General features: G+C 62.8%; 25 protein-coding genes and 1 tRNA gene. 15 read left to right on the forward strand and 11 right to left on the reverse strand.

What is annotated here, in order from left to right:
* Nucleotides 1-38 precede the first annotated feature (38 nt).
* The 7 genes from hisB to coaA are packed head-to-tail and all read left to right on the forward strand — an operon-like array spanning nucleotide 39 to nucleotide 4,600.
* The gene (gene hisB, locus L8F45_RS21515; protein ID WP_342359891.1) at nucleotides 39-626 is read left to right on the forward strand and encodes an imidazoleglycerol-phosphate dehydratase HisB; all 588 of its coding nucleotides are present in this window, start codon (nucleotides 39-41) and stop codon (nucleotides 624-626) included.
* A gap of 3 nt (nucleotides 627-629) precedes the next feature.
* On the forward strand, nucleotides 630-1,127 hold the full coding sequence (locus tag L8F45_RS21520; RefSeq protein WP_342359892.1) for a DUF2628 domain-containing protein: 498 nt from the start codon (nucleotides 630-632) through the stop codon (nucleotides 1,125-1,127).
* A complete protein-coding gene (hisH, locus tag L8F45_RS21525; RefSeq protein ID WP_342359893.1) occupies nucleotides 1,124-1,774 on the forward strand; it encodes an imidazole glycerol phosphate synthase subunit HisH in 651 nt (216 codons plus the stop codon). Before L8F45_RS21520 ends, hisH begins: the two co-directional genes overlap by 4 nt.
* A complete protein-coding gene (gene hisA, locus L8F45_RS21530; RefSeq protein WP_342363530.1) occupies nucleotides 1,771-2,517 on the forward strand; it encodes a 1-(5-phosphoribosyl)-5-[(5-phosphoribosylamino)methylideneamino]imidazole-4-carboxamide isomerase in 747 nt (248 codons plus the stop codon). The genes hisH and hisA overlap by 4 nt, the downstream gene beginning before the upstream one ends.
* Complete coding sequence (hisF, locus tag L8F45_RS21535; RefSeq protein ID WP_342359894.1) at nucleotides 2,517-3,290, forward strand: imidazole glycerol phosphate synthase subunit HisF; 774 nt, start codon at nucleotides 2,517-2,519, stop codon at nucleotides 3,288-3,290. The genes hisA and hisF overlap by 1 nt, the downstream gene beginning before the upstream one ends.
* Nucleotides 3,291-3,611 carry a phosphoribosyl-ATP diphosphatase gene (locus L8F45_RS21540; RefSeq protein WP_342359895.1) on the forward strand — a complete coding sequence of 107 codons (321 nt, stop codon included), beginning with the start codon at nucleotides 3,291-3,293 and terminating at the stop codon, nucleotides 3,609-3,611.
* Between the two features lie 17 nt (nucleotides 3,612-3,628).
* The gene (coaA, locus tag L8F45_RS21545) at nucleotides 3,629-4,600 is read left to right on the forward strand and encodes a type I pantothenate kinase (protein WP_342359896.1); all 972 of its coding nucleotides are present in this window, start codon (nucleotides 3,629-3,631) and stop codon (nucleotides 4,598-4,600) included.
* 15 nt (nucleotides 4,601-4,615) lie between these two features.
* Here the strand turns inward: coaA and L8F45_RS21550 are convergent, their stop codons facing one another.
* Entirely contained in the window at nucleotides 4,616-5,134 is a 519-nt protein-coding gene (locus L8F45_RS21550; RefSeq protein ID WP_342359897.1) for a hypothetical protein, read from the reverse strand.
* A gap of 225 nt (nucleotides 5,135-5,359) precedes the next feature.
* On the reverse strand, nucleotides 5,360-6,178 hold the full coding sequence (locus tag L8F45_RS21555) for an MBL fold metallo-hydrolase (protein ID WP_342359898.1): 819 nt from the start codon (nucleotides 6,176-6,178) through the stop codon (nucleotides 5,360-5,362).
* A 191-nt stretch (nucleotides 6,179-6,369) separates the two neighbouring features.
* Here L8F45_RS21555 and L8F45_RS21560 point away from each other — a divergent pair, with 191 nt between their 5' ends.
* From L8F45_RS21560 to L8F45_RS21570, 3 genes are all read left to right on the forward strand, one after another.
* Nucleotides 6,370-7,206: a hypothetical protein gene (locus L8F45_RS21560; protein ID WP_342359899.1), complete on the forward strand. Its 837-nt coding sequence runs from the start codon at nucleotides 6,370-6,372 to the stop codon at nucleotides 7,204-7,206.
* Nucleotides 7,207-7,223: 17 nt separating this feature from the next.
* A complete protein-coding gene (locus L8F45_RS21565) occupies nucleotides 7,224-7,655 on the forward strand; it encodes a hypothetical protein (RefSeq protein ID WP_342359900.1) in 432 nt (143 codons plus the stop codon).
* 94 nt (nucleotides 7,656-7,749) lie between these two features.
* Entirely contained in the window at nucleotides 7,750-8,361 is a 612-nt protein-coding gene (locus L8F45_RS21570; protein ID WP_342359901.1) for a Panacea domain-containing protein, read from the forward strand.
* 210 nt (nucleotides 8,362-8,571) lie between these two features.
* Here L8F45_RS21570 and L8F45_RS21575 read toward each other — a convergent pair whose 3' ends face one another.
* A complete protein-coding gene (locus tag L8F45_RS21575) occupies nucleotides 8,572-9,534 on the reverse strand; it encodes an IS1595 family transposase (protein WP_342359902.1) in 963 nt (320 codons plus the stop codon).
* A gap of 105 nt (nucleotides 9,535-9,639) precedes the next feature.
* Between L8F45_RS21575 and L8F45_RS21580 the strand changes: the two genes are divergently transcribed.
* The gene (locus tag L8F45_RS21580; RefSeq protein ID WP_342359903.1) at nucleotides 9,640-9,879 is read left to right on the forward strand and encodes a helix-turn-helix domain-containing protein; all 240 of its coding nucleotides are present in this window, start codon (nucleotides 9,640-9,642) and stop codon (nucleotides 9,877-9,879) included.
* Between the two features lie 146 nt (nucleotides 9,880-10,025).
* Here the strand turns inward: L8F45_RS21580 and L8F45_RS21585 are convergent, their stop codons facing one another.
* Nucleotides 10,026-10,484, reverse strand: a complete 459-nt coding sequence (locus tag L8F45_RS21585) for a hypothetical protein (RefSeq protein WP_342359904.1) — start codon at nucleotides 10,482-10,484, stop codon at nucleotides 10,026-10,028.
* A gap of 176 nt (nucleotides 10,485-10,660) precedes the next feature.
* On the opposite strand from L8F45_RS21585, the gene L8F45_RS21590 reads away from it, so the two are divergent.
* The 3 genes from L8F45_RS21590 to L8F45_RS21600 all read left to right on the forward strand — a co-directional run bounded on the left by L8F45_RS21590 (nucleotide 10,661) and on the right by L8F45_RS21600 (nucleotide 12,683).
* The gene (locus L8F45_RS21590) at nucleotides 10,661-11,680 is read left to right on the forward strand and encodes a glycosyltransferase family 2 protein (protein ID WP_342363531.1); all 1,020 of its coding nucleotides are present in this window, start codon (nucleotides 10,661-10,663) and stop codon (nucleotides 11,678-11,680) included.
* A 104-nt stretch (nucleotides 11,681-11,784) separates the two neighbouring features.
* Nucleotides 11,785-12,156: a hypothetical protein gene (locus L8F45_RS21595; RefSeq protein WP_342359905.1), complete on the forward strand. Its 372-nt coding sequence runs from the start codon at nucleotides 11,785-11,787 to the stop codon at nucleotides 12,154-12,156.
* A gap of 200 nt (nucleotides 12,157-12,356) precedes the next feature.
* Complete coding sequence (locus L8F45_RS21600) at nucleotides 12,357-12,683, forward strand: hypothetical protein (RefSeq protein WP_342359906.1); 327 nt, start codon at nucleotides 12,357-12,359, stop codon at nucleotides 12,681-12,683.
* Between the two features lie 75 nt (nucleotides 12,684-12,758).
* On the opposite strand, the gene L8F45_RS21605 is transcribed toward L8F45_RS21600, so the two are convergent.
* The 5 genes from L8F45_RS21605 to L8F45_RS21625 form a co-directional block, all read right to left on the reverse strand.
* Complete coding sequence (locus L8F45_RS21605; RefSeq protein WP_342359907.1) at nucleotides 12,759-12,926, reverse strand: hypothetical protein; 168 nt, start codon at nucleotides 12,924-12,926, stop codon at nucleotides 12,759-12,761.
* 22 nt (nucleotides 12,927-12,948) lie between these two features.
* A tRNA-Gly gene (locus L8F45_RS21610) sits at nucleotides 12,949-13,023 on the reverse strand.
* Between the two features lie 69 nt (nucleotides 13,024-13,092).
* Nucleotides 13,093-13,443 (reverse strand): RidA family protein, encoded by a 351-nt coding sequence (locus L8F45_RS21615; RefSeq protein WP_342359908.1) that lies wholly within the window; start codon nucleotides 13,441-13,443, stop codon nucleotides 13,093-13,095.
* Between the two features lie 101 nt (nucleotides 13,444-13,544).
* A complete protein-coding gene (locus L8F45_RS21620; RefSeq protein WP_342359909.1) occupies nucleotides 13,545-14,177 on the reverse strand; it encodes a pyridoxamine 5'-phosphate oxidase family protein in 633 nt (210 codons plus the stop codon).
* Nucleotides 14,178-14,263: 86 nt separating this feature from the next.
* On the reverse strand, nucleotides 14,264-15,157 hold the full coding sequence (locus tag L8F45_RS21625) for a DMT family transporter (protein WP_342359910.1): 894 nt from the start codon (nucleotides 15,155-15,157) through the stop codon (nucleotides 14,264-14,266).
* Between the two features lie 127 nt (nucleotides 15,158-15,284).
* Between L8F45_RS21625 and L8F45_RS21630 the strand changes: the two genes are divergently transcribed.
* Nucleotides 15,285-15,731, forward strand: a complete 447-nt coding sequence (locus L8F45_RS21630) for an Lrp/AsnC family transcriptional regulator (RefSeq protein ID WP_342359911.1) — start codon at nucleotides 15,285-15,287, stop codon at nucleotides 15,729-15,731.
* Nucleotides 15,732-15,781: 50 nt separating this feature from the next.
* Here the strand turns inward: L8F45_RS21630 and pnp are convergent, their stop codons facing one another.
* On the reverse strand, nucleotides 15,782-18,091 hold the full coding sequence (gene pnp / locus L8F45_RS21635; RefSeq protein WP_342359912.1) for a polyribonucleotide nucleotidyltransferase: 2,310 nt from the start codon (nucleotides 18,089-18,091) through the stop codon (nucleotides 15,782-15,784).
* 204 nt (nucleotides 18,092-18,295) lie between these two features.
* Nucleotides 18,296-18,670: a 30S ribosomal protein S15 gene (rpsO, locus tag L8F45_RS21640; protein ID WP_342359913.1), complete on the reverse strand. Its 375-nt coding sequence runs from the start codon at nucleotides 18,668-18,670 to the stop codon at nucleotides 18,296-18,298.
* Nucleotides 18,671-18,791: the final 121 nt, after the last annotated feature.

The raw sequence follows: 18,791 nt of genomic DNA on the forward strand, positions 1-18,791 counted from the left end.
GCTGTAAAGGGTGCGCCGCAACAATCTGGAGAGCGCGCATGCGCAGCGCGAGCGTGAGCCGGAAGACCGCCGAGACCGGCGTCTCGGTGGAGCTGACGATCGACGGGTCGGGCAAGGCCGCGATCCGCACCGGCGTCGGCTTCTTCGACCATATGCTGGAGTTGCTCGCCCGCCACGCCTTGTTCGACCTCAAGGTGGACGCCGAAGGCGACACCCATGTGGACGATCACCACACAGTCGAAGATGTCGGTATTGTCATTGGGCAGGCGCTCCTGCGCGCGCTCGGCGACAAGAAGGGCATCGCCCGCTACGCCAGCCTCGATCTGCCCATGGACGAAGCTCTGACGCGGGTGGCGCTCGATATCTCGGGTCGGCCCTATCTCGTCTTCAAGACCGAATTCCCCAGCGCCAAGATCGGGACATTCGACACCGAGCTGGTGCGCGAGTTCTTTCAGGCGTTCGCCACGCAGGCGGCGATAACATTGCATGTGGAGACGCTGCATGGCGCGAACTCGCACCATATCGCTGAGAGTTGCTTCAAAGGGCTGGCGCGCGCGCTGAGGGCGGCTGTGACCATCGATCCCCGCGAGGCCGGACGAATTCCGTCGACGAAGGGCGCGCTTTGAGCCATGGCGAGCTGGACGATCCATCTCCCGCCGGACGCGGATAATATTACGGATACGGATCGTTTCGTACCCGTAAAGGATGGCTTGCGAGCTTTGCCGATTGTCTTCGGGCCGCTCTGGTTCCTGGCGAAGCGGCTCTGGTGGGGATTGCTTGGCGTCCTCGTCCTGCAGGGGTTGCTCATCGCCTTGATCTGGACCCTGCCACTCCCTCAGCCCGCGGCCGGACTGATCCAGGCCGCCTTCAACCTGCTGCTGGGCCTGGAAGCCTCCTCGGTCGAGCGCTGGACCCTGCGCCGCATGGGCTGGCGCGAGGCCGGGGCGGTGATCGCCCATGGCCGGGAGGAAGCGGATGCGCGCGCAGCTATGCTGCTTGCCGACCTTTCCGTGACCGGGCAGCTCGATACGCTGCCAGAAGCTCCATTGAGGCGGACGGTCCCGGCGATCCCGCCGGCGGCACCCACGCATGTGCTCGGCCTCTTCCCCGAGGCAAGGCCGCGATGAGCGTCGCCATCATCGACTACGGCTCCGGCAACCTGCACTCGGCGAACAAGGCGTTCGAGCGGGCGGCGCGGGAATCCGGCGTCAATGCGCCGATCACCGTCACCAGCGATCCCGATGTCGTCGTGAAGGCGGACCGGATTGTCCTGCCGGGCGTCGGCGCCTTCGCCGACTGCCGGCGTGGGCTTGATTCCGTCGGCGGCATGGTCGACGCCCTGACCGAAGCGGTTCGTGTGAAGGGTAAGCCGTTCCTCGGCATCTGCGTCGGCATGCAGCTCATGGCGAGCCGCGGGCTCGAATATGTCACGACCGCGGGCCTTGGCTGGATTCCAGGCGACGTCGTCATCATCAAGCCCGGCGATCCCGCGCTGAAGATCCCTCACATGGGCTGGAATTCGATCGATGTCGGCCGGTCGCACCCGCTGCTGCAGGGCGTTAAAACGGGCGCGGACGGGCTCAACGCCTATTTCGTCCATTCCTATCATCTCGCCGCGACGAATGATGCGGAGGTCGTCGCAACCACCGATCACGGTGGCACGGTCACCGCGATGGTGGCGCGCGACAACATGGCGGGCACGCAGTTCCATCCTGAGAAGAGCCAGACGCTCGGGCTCGCCTTGATCGCGAATTTCCTGAGATGGCGGCCATGATCCTGTTTCCCGCCATCGATCTCAAGGAAGGCCACTGCGTCCGCCTCATCAGGGGCGACATGGCGCAGGCGACCGTGTTCAACGACGATCCCGCCGCGCAGGCGGCCGCGTTCGAGAACCAAGGCTTTTCCTGGCTGCATGTGGTCGATCTCGACGGCGCCTTCGCCGGCAAGCCGATGAACGCGGCCGCCGTTGAAGGAATCCTGAAAGCCACTGGCAATCCCGTGCAGCTTGGCGGCGGCGTGCGCGATCTCGCGACCGTGGAAGCGTGGCTGACGCGCGGCGTGCGCCGCGTGATCATCGGCACGGCGGCGGTGAAAAACCCGGCGCTGGTGCGCGAGGCCGCGAAAAAATTTCCGGGACAAATCGCCGTCGGCATCGACGCGCGCGACGGTTTCGTCGCGGTCGAAGGATGGGCCGACACATCGACGCTGCATGCGCATGATCTGGCGAAGCGGTTCGAGGACGCCGGCGTCGCAGCGATCATCTTCACCGACATCGATCGCGACGGCGCGCTCGGCGGCGTTAATTGGGACGCCACGATCGCGCTCGCGAACGCTACGTCAATTCCAGTGATCGCGTCCGGCGGCGTCGCGTCGCTCGCCGATATCACGAAGCTCGCTTCGCCCGAATGCGCCGGACTCGAAGGCGCGATTTCCGGACGCGCGCTCTATGACGGGCGCATCGATCCCGTTGCGGCGCTGAAGATTCTCGCCGATGCGCGGCGGGAAAGAGCAGCCTGATGCTGAAAACCCGCATCATTCCCTGTCTCGACGTCAAGGACGGCCGCGTCGTGAAAGGCGTGCAGTTCGTCGATCTCATCGACGCCGGCGATCCCGTCGAAGCGGCGAAAGCCTATGACGCCGCCGGCGCGGACGAACTCACATTTCTCGACATCACCGCAAGTCATGAAGGCCGCGGCACTCTGCTCGACGTCGTCAGGCGCACGGCGGAAAACTGCTTCATGCCGCTGACTGTTGGCGGCGGCGTGCGCACGATCGAGGATATTCGCGCGCTGCTGCTCGCCGGCGCCGATAAGGTCTCAATCAATACCGAAGCAGTGCGCCGACCAGAGTTCGTGCGCGAGGCGGCGGAGAAATTCGGCAGCCAGTGCATCGTCGCCGCGATCGACGTGCGCCGCGGCGCGCATACGCACAATAATCCGCCGTTCGAAATCTATACGCATGGCGGTCGCAACGCGACCGGGATCGATGCGCTCGAACATGCGCAGAAACTCGTCTCCTACGGCGCTGGCGAAATCCTGCTGACCTCAATGGACAAGGACGGGGCCAAGTCGGGTTATGACATCGAACTGACGCGCAAGATCGCGGACGCGGTCAGCGTGCCTGTGGTCGCGTCCGGCGGCGTCGGAACGCTCGACCATCTCGTCGAAGGCGTGGTCGAAGGCCATGCGAGTGCGGTGCTCGCCGCGTCAATCTTCCATTTCGGGACCTATACGGTCGGGCAGGCGAAGCAGGCGCTCGCCGCCGCTGGCGTGCCCGTGAGGATGACCTAGATGCCGTTCTCGCTGCATGATCTCGAACGCATCGTGGCCGAGCGCGCCGCCGCCGATCCCGCCCAATCCTGGACTGCGAAGCTGATCGCCGCCGGGCCGGCGCGCATCGCCAAAAAGCTCGGCGAAGAGGCGGTCGAAACCGTCATCGCCGCCATGGAAGAAAACAAATCGGCGCTGGTTTCTGAAAGCGCCGATCTTATTTATCATCTCATGGTTCTCCTGCGCGCCCGCGGCGCGTCCCTGCAGGCGGTGCTTGACGAGCTTGAGCGCCGCACCTCCCAATCCGGGCTCGCGGAGAAAGCCGCGCGCAAACCGGACTGACCGACCCGCGAGGCGTCATGGATCAGCTTCTCAATCCGCCCCGGGACGACGACGCGCTCGCCCCCTATCGCGTCTTCTCGCGCGACGAATGGGCGCGGCTGCGCGCCGACACGCCGATGACGCTGACCGCGCAGGAGATCGTGCGGCTGCAGTCGCTCAACGATCCGATCTCGCTCGAAGAGGTCGCTGCGATCTATCTCCCGATGTCGCGGCTGCTCTCGCTTTATGTCGCGGCCACGCAAGGGCTGTTCAAGGCGACCCAGCGTTTCCTCTACGCCGAGGAAGAAGCCAAGGTCCCCTACATCATCGGACTCGCGGGCTCGGTCGCTGTCGGCAAATCCACCACAGCCCGCGTGCTGCAGGCGTTGCTCGCGCGCTGGCCGAACACGCCAAAGGTCGATCTCGTCACGACCGACGGATTCCTGCTGCCCAACGCCGAGCTTGAGAAGCGCGGCCTGATGCAGCGCAAGGGTTTTCCCGAAAGCTATGACGGCGCCGCGTTGCTGCGCTTCGTCGCCGACATCAAGGCGGGCAAACGGCCGGTGAAAGCGCCGATCTATTCGCACATCGTCTATGACGTCGTGCCCGGCGACTATGTCACCGTCGATCGGCCGGACATTCTGATCTTCGAGGGGCTCAACGTGCTGCAGCCGGCGCCTCTGCCGAAGGACGGCAAGGCGGTTCCGTTCGTGTCCGACTTCTTCGACTTCTCGATCTATCTCGACGCCGAGGAAGAGCACCTCCACGACTGGTATGTCTCGCGCTTCATGCGACTGCGCGAGACGGCCTTCCGTGACCCGCGCTCCTTCTTCCGCAAATACACCGAGTTTACGAATGAGCAGGCGCTGGCGCGCGCGGAAGAACTCTGGAGCACGATCAATCTCGTCAATCTGCGCGAGAACATCCTGCCGACTCGCCCGCGCGCCAGCCTGATCCTGAAGAAGGGCGCCTCGCACGCCATCGAGGAAGTGGCGCTGCGGAGATTGTGAGGTCGGCGCTCGCGCTTAATTCAGGGCGTGGGCGAAATAAGCGACTTCATTACGACCCCACGCAGAACGGTGTCCTGAAAAGCCTTCGCGAAGGCTGACTCGGCTGTAGTTCCGCGTGCCCGCCTGAATGATATCGGGCCCTTCGACGGCGATTTGCGCCGCGCTCTTCTCGCTTGGCCTGACAATCGCGATGTGGCCCGGCTTGTCGTCATAGTGATTGTGATAGGCGGCGACCACGAGCATGCCGCGGTTCGCAAGCTGCTGCGCCATCGCCGCATCCGCGACGGGACGCCATCCGTTGGGCGCGCCTTCTTCGGCGAGCCATTCGAATTGCGCATTGGCGAGAAGCGTCTGCCCGTGCTCGGGCGGCCGCAGGATATAGACGCCAAGTTGCTTCGCGGCCGAAGCGACGAACGCGCTGCAATGGGTGTGGCGGCCGCGGTTCGATAAAGGACGGCCATCAGGCAGCCCCGTTTCCCACTCGATATGCTGGCCCGCGATCCAGCGCTGCTCCACGCCCATGCGATCGAGCATGTCCGCGAGCCTTCGACCCGCTGGCGAGATCGTCTCGGCCGCTTCGGCGCAAGGACCAAAAGCCGTTGCAGACACAGCAGCAAAGGCGAGTAAAACGGCGCGGCGGGAGATGGGCGATCTGACGGCGGAATGCATGCGACGCCTCCGGAGAGATTGCCAGATAGCCGAAGTCAGATAAGCGGCGCAGTGCGGGGCCGCACGCTCGTGCGCTCCTTGCGCCGTCGATCATCCCCCGGTCGGCGGCAGCACCAGCACCTTCGGCTTCTGCGGGATTGCTGCGCGCGACAGAGTCGCGCTCGGACTTTCGCTGCGCTCGACATCCCAGCCCTGCGCCCGCGCCTTGTCGAGAAAGCGCTGGAGGGTCGATGGTCCGAAATAATGCATCGGGATCATCAGCGGCGCATGGATCGTCTTCAGCGCCTCGATCATGCCGTCGACATTGAGCGTGTAGCTGCCATCGACCGGCACAAGCACGATATCGATCGGCCCGAGCTGCTGCAGATGTTTCGGCGTCAGCGTGTGATGCAAATGGCCGAGATGGGCGACGCAGAGACCTGACGCCTCGAATACGAAAATCGAATTGCCGTAATATTCCGTCGCGCCGTAGCCGTCGCGAATATTGGTCGGCACGTTGCGGATGCGGACATCGCCGACGCGCAGATCATGGTCGGCCGGCTGCCCCGGCTCGGCCCAGCCGCGCAACACATGCTTGATCTCCGGTTCGGGACTGAGCGTGTAATGAGTCGAATGCGCATGGTTCATCGTCGCGACCATGGGCGGGACGCGCGGACGGACATAGTCGTTGTAGTCGGTGCCGATGGTCACGCCGCCCGGCGTCTCGATGACGAAGGTCGAGTGGCCGATATAGGTGAGCAGCACTTCGCCCGCGGCCACGGCGGCCATCCGCAGCGCCGCCTGATGCAATAGCGGTGAGCGCTGCGCCACGGGACCGATGCAGCGATCCTCGTTCTGGGCGCGCGCGGGGAGCACCGCCGACGCCAACGCCAGAATGACCGGAAAACATCGCAGAAGAAGGGTCCGCATGCTCGGCTCCTCGCGGCGAACGAAGCAAAGCATGGGCCGAAACCGCCGGCCGGACCAGCCGGCCATTCGCCGCCAGGATCACGATCCGGTCAGGGTTGAATCAATTTGTCGGCGCCTTGAAGATTCTTTTCGAGCCGGATTCCGCGCGCCGTTCCCTTAGCCTGCAACTTTCACGGCATCTCGGGCGGACGATGTCGATCCACGAAACCGGCTATCCCTATTCGCGCGAGGCCGCGATCCTCGTTGCGGCGGGCCTCGACAGCCGCAACGCCGCGATCTGCATCGCGCGCGCGGTCGCTACGGGCGCGCATCCGCTTGAACAGGCGATCGCCGATCGGCTGATCAGCGAGGAGGCCGGCTATCACGCGCTCGCCGACTTTCTCGACCTCCCCTTCGCTGGCGGGCGCATCGTGGCGTCGCTTGAAACATCCTGGCCGGAGGCGGAACTGCATGGTCTTGCGCCGCTCGCGCCGAATACACGCGGCTGGCGGTTCGCCATGGCGCCGCGCGGGCGCTTCCTGCGCGAAGCGCTCGGCTGGGATGCGCGAAGGCCAGGCAGGGGGCTCGTGATCACGACGCCGGCGCGACTCGCGCGCGCCGTCGAAAAAGCCTGTGCGACACAGATTCAATTCGCGGCGTCACATCGATTGCCGGACGCTTCACCGTTCGATTCCGCGCGGAATGGTCCCGGCGCGCCTGTCATGATCGCAATCGTCTTCGCGACCTTCGGCTTTCTGACTCTCTTCTACTGGAGCCCCGCCCTTGCGCTCGCTTGCCTCAGCCTCGCGATCGGCAGCCTGTTTCTTGTGACCGTGGCGCTCAGGCTCGCAGCCGCGGCTTCGCCCGGCTGGCCGGTCTCGCATGAGGCGCCGCGTCTCTCTGACAAGAAACTGCCGACCTACACCGTGCTGGTCCCGCTCTATCGCGAGGCCAACATGGCGCGGCGACTGACCGCCTGGCTTTGCGCCATCGACTATCCGCCATTAGGTAGCAACCTCACCTTCAGGATTCTCGCTGCACCGCGCTGATTTTGCAATGATGCGAGATGGCCGAAGCACAGATTTTGATGACGCTCACCGCCAAGCGGAACGAGCTAGAGGCGATAATCGATCAATACGAGAAACGCCTTCACGCCGCCCGAACGGACCTCGCCCACGTCAACGCCACGCTCCGCCTATTCCGGACCAAGGGCGAGCCAACAGAGTTTCCGGTTCCGGTCGGGCTCAATCGCATCTTCCGGCGCGGCGAGGCTTTCGGGCTTTGCCTAGAGGCCCTTCGTCAGGCCCCGGACGGCCTCGACACGCGGGAGCTATCGCTGGCGATCATCAAGGCGAAGGGGTGGGATGACGCCGACCGAGTGCTCCGCATGTCCGTCTCGGCAATGATCGTAGGGGTGCTTGGACAGCGGGCCAAGCGGGGGCAATTGCGGGTGGCAGGGAAGCGGAAGGGGGTGGTGATTTGGGCGCTAAACCCTTGATCCTGAATCAATTTTCACATTTAAAATCAAATACTTGACACTTGTTGAAGGTTTGTGGTTTACTCAAAATGCCGCAACGGCCGGAGTTTGAGTATTGATCCAATTTGACCGGGCTAAACTAAAAGCCGTCATTCTCTACACATGTGAGAAGTGCCAACCGTCGCGGTTGGGCGCTGTGAAGCTGCATAAGGTTTTGTATTTTTCTGATATGCTTCGTTACGCAGGCGAGGGGTCGGCAATAACTGGCGCGACCTATAGAAAACGGAAGCTTGGTCCAACGTGTGACCAGCTACTTCCTACTCTTCGGGAATTAGAAACTGACGGGGCACTAGAAATTCGCGATGCGGATTATTTTGGTTATAAGAAAAAGGAATTCATAGCCAAAGCGGCTCCCGATCTGGAGAGATTGAATGCTGCCGAACTGGCTTTATTAGATGAAGTTATAGAGTTCGTTTGCGAAAATAATTCGGCGAAAACCATTAGTGATTATAGCCATAACGCTGCTTGGGATATGACAGATTTTGGCGCTGTGATATCATACCCCAGCGTTTTTCACCTGTTCCCGAATCAAGTTTCCACTGAAGCTCTGGACTGGTCGGTCGCGGAGGTGACAAAAATTGAAGACCTCAAATCTCAAGGTAGAGCCTTGGGAAATGCGTCTTACAGAGCTTTTCGAAGCCGCGTTCTGGAAAAGGAACACGGCTGACGACGTTGCTTTTATCGAGGTTTTGGACGCTCTCGAACTGGGCATAAAATACGATCCAAGGAGCGTTGGCGAACAGCATCCAGCCTTTACCAGTGGCAATTATTGGACATATGAGCCGCCGAGCATTAAGCGACTACCGCGGGTTATGATTTTATATGAAATAATCGATGGCGAACGTTTGGTATTGCTGTGGAATTTCTCTTTGCGGAACTAGCCTACCTTCCGCTGCCAGTATCCTTTCCACTGGCGGGATACAGGCTGCGCCAGCGCCGCAGCGCTAACTTGCAAGAACTGCTCGCCATTGCTGATACGGCGATTGTCTTCGCGCCACGCCATCTCTGACGCATAGGCCGCAAGATAACGGCCGCTGATATGGTGATGAATCCCAATCTCAGCGCGGCGCAGACGCGAGAAAAATGACTCCGCCATGTTCGTGCAGGCTTCGCCATCTGAGTAGGCGTATTCGTGATTTATGCGCTTCGTCAGATAGAGCGAATGAAGCACATCCCAGTGCGTCGCTTCGTCGGCGTGAACAGTTGAGCCGGCGAGAACGCGCTGAGCGATTGTCGCAACGGCTTGGCCTTCCGTCTTGAACACGAAAGGAAGCGTGCGGCCCTTGCGCTCCCGCATGATGACAACGACACGGCGCTTGCCGGTCTGGTTGCGAGCAAGGCGGCGATCGACGCGGTTCTCGCGATAATTCGCGGGCTTCACATGACCGCCGAAGTAGGCGCCATCAACCTCGACCTCGCCGCTCACAGTGGCGTCCGCCGTTTCAGCCGCCATCGCTTCGCGGATTTTGTGCGCCATGACGAAAGCGGTTTTGTATTGCACGTCCAGATCGCGAGAGAGCTGGAGCGCGCTATGGCCCTTCGCGCCATTCACGAAGATGGCAATGGCGAGAAGATAGTCGCGGACCGGGAGCTTGCGGCTGGCGAAGATCGTGCCGGAGGTGACGCTGAACTGGTGATTGCACGCCTTGCACTTGAAGAGCTTGCGCGTGGCGTAGTGATAGACCGCGCCGCAGGAGCAACGCGGGCAAACCGGCTCGCCGCCGCTATCGGCCCAACGGATATTGCGGAATGCAAGGGCGGCTTCCTCGTCCGTCATGCGCGCAACCTTCGCCAGACTGAGCGTCCGGGCTGCGGCTGAGAGGAGGAAGTGTTGCGACATCAGGCCAACGATTTCCGTTGGCCTCAGTGATATTGATGGAAATGGAAGATGTCAACGAAAAGCGTTGAGGCTTGCCAAAATAAGTTGTCCTGCTAGAAACAGGCGATGTCACCGGAACAATGCCGCGCTGCGCGAGGCTGGCTGGATTGGTCTCAGGACCAACTCGCTGGCGCCGCCGGCGTGTCGCTTTCAACCGTGCGAGATTTCGAGAAGGGTCGCCGCACGCCGATTGCGGCGACTCTAAAGGCAATGAAAACTGTGTTGGCTGAGAATGGGATTGAGTTTCTGGACGGCGAACCATCTGGGATAACCTTCTCTCGTCCAGAAAAGGTCGCTGCGCCCTAGAACGGTCAACTCGATTCTGGTAAGTTGCGCGGGTGGCGGCGGATTTGGAGTCCATTTCCGCCACCCGTTCCGTTCCCCTTCTGGAAGGGGGTCGGTCAGGTTGTCAGGGTTCCTCCCGGGAAGAGAATCGCCCCTAGACCTGATCTCTACGAGAACAAGCCGGTATTTGCCCCCTGCGGGGGCCCGGCCGCTGTTCCCCATTCTGCAAGTCCGTAGCCGCCCGCCTCGCGTCGATTATTCAGCAATCGCGAATTGCTGAGGTAAGCGGACAGGGACTTTGAAGGTTCTTTGCCGGGAATCTCGATTCCGGCGTCTTCCATGGCTTTCATCAATTCGCCAGACGTGGCTCGCGCCCGTTTCTTCATCAAAAACTCAATGGCGGTCTGCTCGATGCGGGCCGTCTTGGTGCCCACCTCTGCCGCCTGCTTCCCCTGCTCGATCAGTCTGCCGACAGCGCTGTCCAAGCTTTCATTCTTGTCAGGCGTCGACGAGTACAATTCGACAACCTGTCGAGCCAGAACCAACTTCTTGTAGACAGGCGAAGCCTCAAGCTCGGCCTCAAGCTTTCTGACCTCCGCTTGTGCTGCCCTCAGCATATCCGACATGGCATAGCCCCGATTCTGACCCTGTTTACCAAGGACCCAGAATCCGGTCAAGCCATCGCTTGTATGCCCCAGAACGGGGCAGATCGCCGCTTGGTGAGCTTGCTACCTAATGGCGCGACTATCCCAAGGCGAAGCTCGACATCAAAATCCTGCTGGAGCAGGACGACGAGGAAACGCTGCGCGCGTTCGAGGCCTGCGATCTCCCGCCCTGGATCAGCCTCGTCGTCGCGCCGCCAGGCGCGCCGCGCACCAAGCCCCGTGCTCTCAATATCGGGCTCGCCGCCGCGCGCGGCGAACTGCTCGCGATCTATGACGCGGAGGACCGGCCCGATCCGCAACAGCTCCGACTTGCGGCGAACGCCTTCGCGCAGGCCGATCAGCGCATGGCGTGCCTGCAGGCGCGGCTCGCCATCGAGAATGCGGATCACCGCTGGCTGACGCGTCTCTTCGCGCTCGAATACGCCTCATTATTCGGCGTTGTCCTGCCGGCGCTGGCGTCCTTCCATTTTCCGTTTCCACTTGGCGGGACGTCGAACCATTTCCGCGTCTCGGCCTTGCGCACTGTCGGCGGCTGGGATGCGTGGAACGTGACCGAAGACGCCGATCTCGGCCTGCGCTTGTTCCGGCGCGGCTACCGCATCGGTTCGCTCAACTCGATCACCTGGGAAGAAGCTCCGCCCAAACTCGACGCATGGATGAACCAGCGCGCCCGCTGGCTGAAAGGCTGGATGCAGACGAGCATCGTCCATCTCACGGCGCCGAAGCAGCGGATGAAGGCGTTGGGCTTCACGCGCGCGCTGTCGGCGATCGCGCTGAGCCTCGGCGTCGTCCTGACGTCGCTGTTTGGGCCTTTGCTTTTCGGCTTCGCCATGCTGCAGGCGGCGGCCGGCCCGTTGCTCGAACCGCTCGGCGCCTTCAGCATCGTCGCCTGGACGCATGCGCTGGTGCTGCTCGTTGGCGGTTTCGTGTCGATGATAGCCCCCAATTGGGCGGCGGCGCGCAGGGACGGGCTGGAGCGGCTCGCGCCCTGGATCGCGTTGCTGCCGTTCTACTATCTCCTGATCACGGTCGCGGCGTGGCGCGCGCTCGGCGAATTCATCTCAAGGCCGCATCACTGGAACAAGACCACGCACGGTCTGTCGCCCGATTTCGCGCCGGAGAATCCTGAAAGACGCGACAGGCTTCCGCTGATCTGAGGCCTCACAGGCGACACCTCTTGAACTTCCGGCTGCTTCTCCTAGGTCATATGCGCGCCGCCTGCGCTGCGCGGTTTCCTATGGTTGTCAGGAAGGAGGAAAAGGTGACGACTGTACGAAGCGAGCTTTACGAGGAAACGCCGTCGGAATTCGATCGGCTGCTGAGTCCCGCCAACGCCTATGATCATCCCCGGGACATTCTCAACGACCCGGATCTCACCAGAAACGAGAAACGGGCGATTCTTGCCTCCTGGGCTTCTGACGCCTGCGCTGTCGAGGCCAATCCGGCCCTCCGCGAAGCGCGTGATGGCCTGACCGTTCCGTTCGACGCCATCATCGACGCGCTGCGACAACTCGATCGGCCTCCGAGCGCGCCCCGCCGCGGCGACGGCAATATCTTCGGCCGTCGTTCACGAGCGGTCGCGGGGCGGACGTCGGCGCGCCGCCCATCGGTGCGGCCTGATCTCACCGCTTGAGCGGATGAAGCCATGGCCCGCAATGCAGACATTCGCGGCGCTTTTGATTTGTGCGCCTTCTTCGCAAGCTGGGCTTATCTGCTCAGTCTTGTCCTCAAATAGGGGGACGCGTCGGCCCGTCAGGCGCCGGCGCGTTCTTCGGGACATTCGCGGAACATGCGCTGTCCACGCAATATGACGAAGAAAGGAGAGATTCGGCGATGTCTGTTGCCGAAATTGCATCACCTAGCCGAGATATCCGGAACCGGTCTAACCGAGATTTCTCATCCGCCTTGCCCGTTCAGAAGCAGACCCAAGACGTCGACTCTGAACGGCGCAGGCTCGAAGCTCAATTGAAATGGGAAGTCGCCGCCGTTCGCATAGGGTGCTGGGATCGGCTCGGACCCGAGGCGAGAAAGATCATCGCCGCGGAGTGTGACGAACTGCTGCGGCAGTGGAGTAGTCATCAGCGGCTGCGCGAGCGGTGGGCTGCGGAGTCGCCGAGAATCGTGGGGCTCGTTTCAAAACTCAGCAAGCTCGGCCTGTGAAGGCAAACTTTGGAACGCAATTCTCCCAGCGCCAACCAAACCGCTCTTATGACCACCGGTCCTCTGAACGGCTCGTCAGAGGCACATGGCGAGCGCGGCGTTGGCGAGCTCCACCAGCACGGCGTCGGCGTTGAGCGCCCAAGCGAGGCCGGCCAGCGCCAGCACGCCAATAGAGGCGATCCCGGCGACAAGGAGAAGCCGCCTCTCCCGCGGCGCGGATTGTGATGATGCGGCGGTCGGCATGCGATCCTCCCGGCCGAGAGAATGGAGCGGGCGAAGGGAATCGAACCCTCGACATTCAGCTTGGGAAGCTGACGTTCTACCTCTGAACTACACCCGCGACGTCCCTAAATTACGGGCGGGAGCGGCGCGCCGCAAGACCGCGCGCCGTCCAAACCGAAAGCCCGGCTTACTTCGCGGCGATGACCGCGATCTCGACAGTGAGGTTCGGCGCGGCGAGCTTCGCCTCGACAGTGGCGCGGGCCGGCATGTTGTCCTTCGGCACCCAGGCGTCCCACACCGCGTTCATCTCCGAGAACTTCGAGATGTCGGTCAGCCAGATGTTGACCATCAGCATCTTGGTCTTGTCCGTGCCGGCTTTCGCAAGCGCATCGTCGATGGTCGCGAGGATTTCCTTGGTCTGGTCGGTGACGCTGCCGCCAGCAGCCTTCTGCGCCGTCTGGCCTGCGACATAGACCGTGTCGCCATGCACGACGGCCTTGCAGAAACGGACGCCGGGCTCGATCCGGGTGATCGCCATCTTTGAAACTCCTGGAGTGACGGCCGCGCTCAGGGCGGCTTCCGCGTCGGGTTAAGGGGCCGCGCTCGCGCGGGCAAGCCGGGCCCGCGCATGGGCGCTCGTCAGTAGATGGTCTGTTTCAGCCGCTCGGGATAGGCGGCGTCATAGGCCGCGCCGTCGAACGGGTCGCGCGTGTTCGCGGTCAGCGCCTGCATCATCTGGCCGACCGTCGGCAGGGCCAAGCGCGGAATCTGGATCGACGGGTCCCACAGTTTCGAGCGCACCAGCGCCTTCTGGCACTGGGGATAGACCTTCTCCGCCGTGACCACGATGACGCTTTGCGGGATCTTGCCCTCCATCGTGAAGCTCGCACGCAATTCCGGATCGGTCGAGATCACCGCGCGGCCATTGACGCGCATGGTCTCGCCGACACCGGGAATGAGGAACAGCAGCGCGACGCGCGGATCGCGCACGATGTTGCGCAATGAGTCGATGCGATTGTTGCCGCGACGATCGGGGATCATCAGCGTTTTCTCATCGGCGACGCGAACGAAGCCCTTGGGGTCGCCGCGCGGCGAGCAGTCGAGCCCCTCTTCGCCCACCGTCCCGAGCAGCATGAAGGGCGAAGCTTCGATGAAAGCGCGATAGTGATCGGAGATATAATCGATCTCCTTGATCACTGCCGCGCCGGCCGGAAAGCCATAAATCGCTTCAAGTTCAGCGATCGTCTTGACCGTGTGCGCGTCACTCGTCATGGCGGCCTCGTTGCGCTGGCGACCATTGAGCCGCGCAGAAGCGCTCATACAGACGCCGCCACGTCTCGCCAAGCCAGGCGCTGCATTCAACAATTCGTCGCCCGCAACGCTGGCCAGCGCAGTGACCAGCCGAGATTCATGCCGGCGGCGGCGATCAAAATTGCAGCGGCGCCTATGATCTCCGTCGCATGCAGACGATGCCCGAACGCGATTACATCCACCAGCACGGCGACCAAGGGATAGATGAAGGACAGCGATCCCGTGAGATGAGTCGGCAGCCGCTGGATCGCGCTGTAGAGCAGGATGTACATGAGCCCGGTATGGAGAACGCCTACCGTGACAAGCGCGCTCCATGCGGCGACTCCATGCGGAAGCGTCGACAGATTCGCGAAGGGCGCGAGCATCAACACGCCAACACAAACCTGAATGAGCGCGATCAGATGCGGGCTTTTGCCTGACAGCTTTTTCGCGACGATCGCCGCGACCGCATAGAAAAAGGCGGCGCCGAGCGCGAGCGCGATTCCCGCGAGATAATCCGAGCCGACAGACAGTCCTCCCGGCTTCGACTGGACGATGAGCAGAACGCCGGCGAAGGCGAGTGACAACCAGGCGAATTTCGCCGCGGTCAGACGCTCGCCAAAAAACAGCGCGCCAAGTCCAACCAGCATGAAGGGCTGGGTGTTGTAGACTGCGGTCGCAATCGAGATCGAGGCGCGGGGATAGGCCGCGAACAGCAGCAGCCAGTTGGTGACGATCGCCGCGCCGCCAAGCGCCGCGAGCGCGAGAAAGCGCAGCGACAGCGCGCCGCGCAGCAGGCCCAGCGCCGCGCAGATCACGAGCAGTGTCGACGCGCCGAAGACGCAGCGCCAGAACACCACGTCCTGAACCGACTGGCCCGACATGACGACGAACCAGCCGATGGTTCCGGAAATGGTCATGGCGGCGGTCATCTCGACCGTGCCGCGCAGCCTGTCATTCATCTCAGCCTCCATCTTGAGGAGGCGGATGATCTGATATCGACGCGGCTATTTATATGATAAGGATAAATCAAAAGCGCCGTTTGGCCTTACCATCTAAGGCGAATGGGCCATCTGCCTGAGAAACGAAATGCTCGATGAACTTGATCGCCGCATCCTCGAAGCCCTGCTGCGGGATTCCCGCATCTCTCTGAAGGACCTGGCGCAGGCGGTCGGCCTGTCCTCGCCTTCCGTGACCGATCGCATGCGCAAGCTGGAGGAGCGCGGCGTCGTCCGCGCCTTCACCGTCGACGTCGATCCACAGGCGCTAGGCTATACGCTACAGGCGATCGTCCGCATCCGGCCGATGCCGGGCAAGCTGCATATCGTGCAGAAGCTGATCGAGGACATTCCCGAATTCAGCGAATGCGACAAGGTCACCGGCGACGACTGCTTCATCGCGCGGCTCTATGTCAGGTCGATCGACCAGCTCGATCAGATTCTCGATCGCATCGCCGACAAGGCTGAGACGAACACCTCGATCGTGAAATCAAAGCCGATTGAACGACGGCCGCCGCCATTGGCGAGCGCGAACTAAAAAGGCCGGGCTTTCGCCCGGCCTTTTCATTTTCAAAACTGCGCTCTCGCTCAGTCGTCGTAGCGCGGACGGCGCGGACGATCCCGGTCGCCGCCGCCACGGCGATGGCCGCGATCTCCGCCACGGTCGCCGCGAGGACCACGATCTGAACGCTCTTCGTCGAGCGGCGGCACGTCTTCGCCGGCGTCGATGCGCGCCTGGCGCTCGGCTTCCTTCTGGGCGCGATAGGCTTCCTGCTCGGCTTTCACCTTCTCGGTGATGTCCTCGCCGGTCTCCTGATCGACGACCTTCATGGACAGGCGAACCTTGCCGCGATCGTCCATGCCGAGATACTTCACCTTCACCTTCTGGCCTTCCTGGACCACATCGGTGACCTTGGCGACGCGACGCGGCGCAAGTTCGGAGATGTGGACGAGGCCATCCTTGGCGCCGAAGAAGTTCACGAAGGCGCCGAACTCCATCACCTTGACGACGGTGCCTTCATAGATCGCGTTCGCTTCCGGCTCGGAGGCGATCGACTTGATCCACTTGATCGCGGCGTTGATCGACGCGCCGTCGGACGAGGCGATCTTGATCGTGCCGTCGTCGCCGATGTCGATCTTGGCGCCGGTCTTCTCGACGATCTCGCGGATCACCTTGCCGCCGGAGCCGATGACTTCGCGGATCTTGTCGACCGGGATCTTGATCGTCTCGATGCGCGGCGCGAATTCGCCGAGCTCCGAACGCGCCGAGGTCAGAGCCTTCGCCATCTCGCCGAGGATGTGCAGACGCCCATCCTTCGCCTGCGTGAGGGCGACCTTCATGATCTCCTCGGTGATGCCGGCGATCTTGATGTCCATCTGCAGCGACGTGATGCCGTTGGATGTGCCCGCGACCTTGAAATCCATGTCGCCGAGATGATCCTCGTCGCCAAGGATGTCGGAGAGCACGGCGAAGCGCTTGTCTTCGAGGATGAGGCCCATGGCGATGCCCGCAACCGGCGACTTCAGCGGCACGCCCGCATCCATCAGCGCCAGCGAAGCGCCGCACACCGTCGCCATCGAGGAGGAGCCGTTCGACTCCGTGATCTCGGAGACGACGCGCAGCGTGTAGGGGAACTCGTGATGCGCCGGCAGCATCGGATGGATGGCGCGCCAGGCGAGCTTGCCATGGCCGATCTCGCGACGGCCGGGCGAACCCATGCGGCCCGTCTCGCCGACGGAGTAGGGCGGGAAGTTGTAGTGCAGCAGGAAGGTCTCCTTGCGGGTGCCCTCCAACTCATCGATGTACTGCTCGTCGTCGCCGGTGCCGAGCGTGGTCACGACCAGCGCCTGCGTCTCGCCGCGGGTGAACAGCGCCGAGCCGTGGGTGCGCGGCAGGAAGCCCGCCTCGCAGACGATCGGACGCACCGTCTTCACGTCGCGGCCATCGATGCGCTTGCCGTGATCAAGGATGTTCCAGCGCACGACCTTGGCCTGCGCGTCCTTGAACACGGTCTTGACCTTCTCCGGCGCGAACGCCGGCTCGACGCCCTCGGGGCAGAGGGCGTGCATGACCTTCACCTTGGCGGCGTCGATCGCGGTGTAACGGGCCTGCTTCTCGGTGATCGAGTAGGCCGCGCGCAGATCGTCCTCGGCGATACGCAGCACTTCCTTCTCGACCGCCGAATTGTCCGGAGCGGAGAAATCGCGCGGCTCCTTCGCGGCGCGCTCGGCGAGACGGATGATCGCCTCGATGACCGGCTGGAAGCCCTTGTGGCCGTGCATGACGGCGCCGAGCATTACGTCCTCGGCGAGTTCTTTCGCTTCCGATTCGACCATCAGCACCGCTTCGCTGGTGCCGGCGACGACGAGATCGAGCGTCGCGTCCTTCATCTGGTCGAGAGTCGGGTTGAGAACGTACTGACCGTCGACATAGCCGACGCGGGCGCCGCCGACCGGGCCCATGAAGGGCGCGCCGGAGAGCGTCAGCGCGGCGGACGCCGCGACCATGGCGAGGACGTCAGGCTCGTTCTCGAGATCGTGCGAGAGCACAGTCACGATCACCTGCGTGTCGCACTTGTAGCCTTCGACGAAGAGCGGGCGGATCGGACGGTCGATCAGGCGGGAGACCAGCGTCTCACGCTCGGAGGGACGGCCTTCGCGCTTGAAGTAGCCGCCCGGGATGCGGCCGGCGGCGAACGCCTTTTCCTGATAGTTGACGGTAAGGGGGAAGAAGTCGACGCCCGCCTTCGGCTCCTTGGCCGAAACGACGGTGGCGAGGACGGTGGTGTCGCCATAGGTGGCGACAACGGCGCCGTCGGCCTGACGGGCGACCTTGCCGGTTTCGAGCACGAGCTTGCGCCCGGCCCATTCTATTTCTTCGCGATGAATGTTGAACATGGGTCTCTCATGACGTTGGGGCCGGTCAGGCGCGTCATGAGCGAGACGGCGAGAAGCTTGAAGCGCGGCTTCTACAACCGCGAAAGCGTCCGGCGATCTGGCCCATGGCGCTCAAAAGCCGCCCTGGGGTTGCGGGCCGACCGGCTTCTCCGGGCGGCCGCGGTAAAAGGGCCGGACGCGTTGTTCCCGCGACCGGCCCAAACTTCAGCGACGGATGCCGAGCTTCTCGATCAGCGTCTTGTAGCGCGCTTCGTCCTTGCGCTTGACGTAGTCGAGCAGGGAGCGGCGCTGCGACACCATCTTGAGAAGGCCGCGGCGGGAGTGGTTGTCCTTGACGTGGGTCTTGAAGTGCTCGGTCAGGGTGTTGATGCGCTCGGTGAGCACAGCCACCTGGACTTCGGGCGACCCGGTGTCGCCGGGCTTCGTCGCATATTCCTTCACAAGCGTCTGCTTGCGTTCAGCCGTGATCGACATCGGTTGATCCTTTGGTTGGAAGTTAAACAGGCGGCCGGTCCGGGATGTCGTCCAGAAGGGTCGCGGGAAGCGGGCGTCGCCAGCATCTCGCCGGGATGCGCCCAAGCCCGCCGGATAAGCGGACGCCGGCCGTATACACGATTTCCGGCCGGCGCCTAGAGCCTGACGCGAAAAAGTGGGAACCGGTTTTTCGCAAAGCCATGCTCTAAACTTTTGGAATCGATCA

Source organism: Terrirubrum flagellatum (genome assembly GCF_022059845.1).
Taxonomy (GTDB): Bacteria; Pseudomonadota; Alphaproteobacteria; order Rhizobiales; family Beijerinckiaceae; genus Terrirubrum; species Terrirubrum flagellatum.

Bases quoted from the DNA above. Each gene is read 5' to 3' on its own strand.
- L8F45_RS21620 (WP_342359909.1), bottom strand. From the start codon at position 14,177: ATGACGAGTGACGCGCACACGGTCAAGACGATCGCTGAACTTGAAGCG.
- L8F45_RS21605 (WP_342359907.1), bottom strand. From the start codon at position 12,926: ATGCCGACCGCCGCATCATCACAATCCGCGCCGCGGGAGAGGCGGCTT.
- L8F45_RS21560 (WP_342359899.1), top strand. From the start codon at position 6,370: ATGTCGATCCACGAAACCGGCTATCCCTATTCGCGCGAGGCCGCGATC.
- L8F45_RS21625 (WP_342359910.1), bottom strand. From the start codon at position 15,157: ATGAATGACAGGCTGCGCGGCACGGTCGAGATGACCGCCGCCATGACC.
- hisF (WP_342359894.1), top strand. From the start codon at position 2,517: ATGCTGAAAACCCGCATCATTCCCTGTCTCGACGTCAAGGACGGCCGC.
- L8F45_RS21580 (WP_342359903.1), top strand. From the start codon at position 9,640: ATGTCACCGGAACAATGCCGCGCTGCGCGAGGCTGGCTGGATTGGTCT.
- L8F45_RS21600 (WP_342359906.1), top strand. From the start codon at position 12,357: ATGTCTGTTGCCGAAATTGCATCACCTAGCCGAGATATCCGGAACCGG.
- L8F45_RS21555 (WP_342359898.1), bottom strand. From the start codon at position 6,178: ATGCGGACCCTTCTTCTGCGATGTTTTCCGGTCATTCTGGCGTTGGCG.
- L8F45_RS21630 (WP_342359911.1), top strand. From the start codon at position 15,285: ATGCTCGATGAACTTGATCGCCGCATCCTCGAAGCCCTGCTGCGGGAT.
- pnp (WP_342359912.1), bottom strand. From the start codon at position 18,091: ATGTTCAACATTCATCGCGAAGAAATAGAATGGGCCGGGCGCAAGCTC.
- L8F45_RS21550 (WP_342359897.1), bottom strand. From the start codon at position 5,134: ATGCTCGATCGCATGGGCGTGGAGCAGCGCTGGATCGCGGGCCAGCAT.
- L8F45_RS21575 (WP_342359902.1), bottom strand. From the start codon at position 9,534: ATGTCGCAACACTTCCTCCTCTCAGCCGCAGCCCGGACGCTCAGTCTG.
- coaA (WP_342359896.1), top strand. From the start codon at position 3,629: ATGGATCAGCTTCTCAATCCGCCCCGGGACGACGACGCGCTCGCCCCC.
- hisB (WP_342359891.1), top strand. From the start codon at position 39: ATGCGCAGCGCGAGCGTGAGCCGGAAGACCGCCGAGACCGGCGTCTCG.
- L8F45_RS21520 (WP_342359892.1), top strand. From the start codon at position 630: ATGGCGAGCTGGACGATCCATCTCCCGCCGGACGCGGATAATATTACG.
- L8F45_RS21585 (WP_342359904.1), bottom strand. From the start codon at position 10,484: ATGTCGGATATGCTGAGGGCAGCACAAGCGGAGGTCAGAAAGCTTGAG.
- L8F45_RS21540 (WP_342359895.1), top strand. From the start codon at position 3,291: ATGCCGTTCTCGCTGCATGATCTCGAACGCATCGTGGCCGAGCGCGCC.
- hisH (WP_342359893.1), top strand. From the start codon at position 1,124: ATGAGCGTCGCCATCATCGACTACGGCTCCGGCAACCTGCACTCGGCG.
- L8F45_RS21565 (WP_342359900.1), top strand. From the start codon at position 7,224: ATGGCCGAAGCACAGATTTTGATGACGCTCACCGCCAAGCGGAACGAG.
- hisA (WP_342363530.1), top strand. From the start codon at position 1,771: ATGATCCTGTTTCCCGCCATCGATCTCAAGGAAGGCCACTGCGTCCGC.
- L8F45_RS21615 (WP_342359908.1), bottom strand. From the start codon at position 13,443: ATGGCGATCACCCGGATCGAGCCCGGCGTCCGTTTCTGCAAGGCCGTC.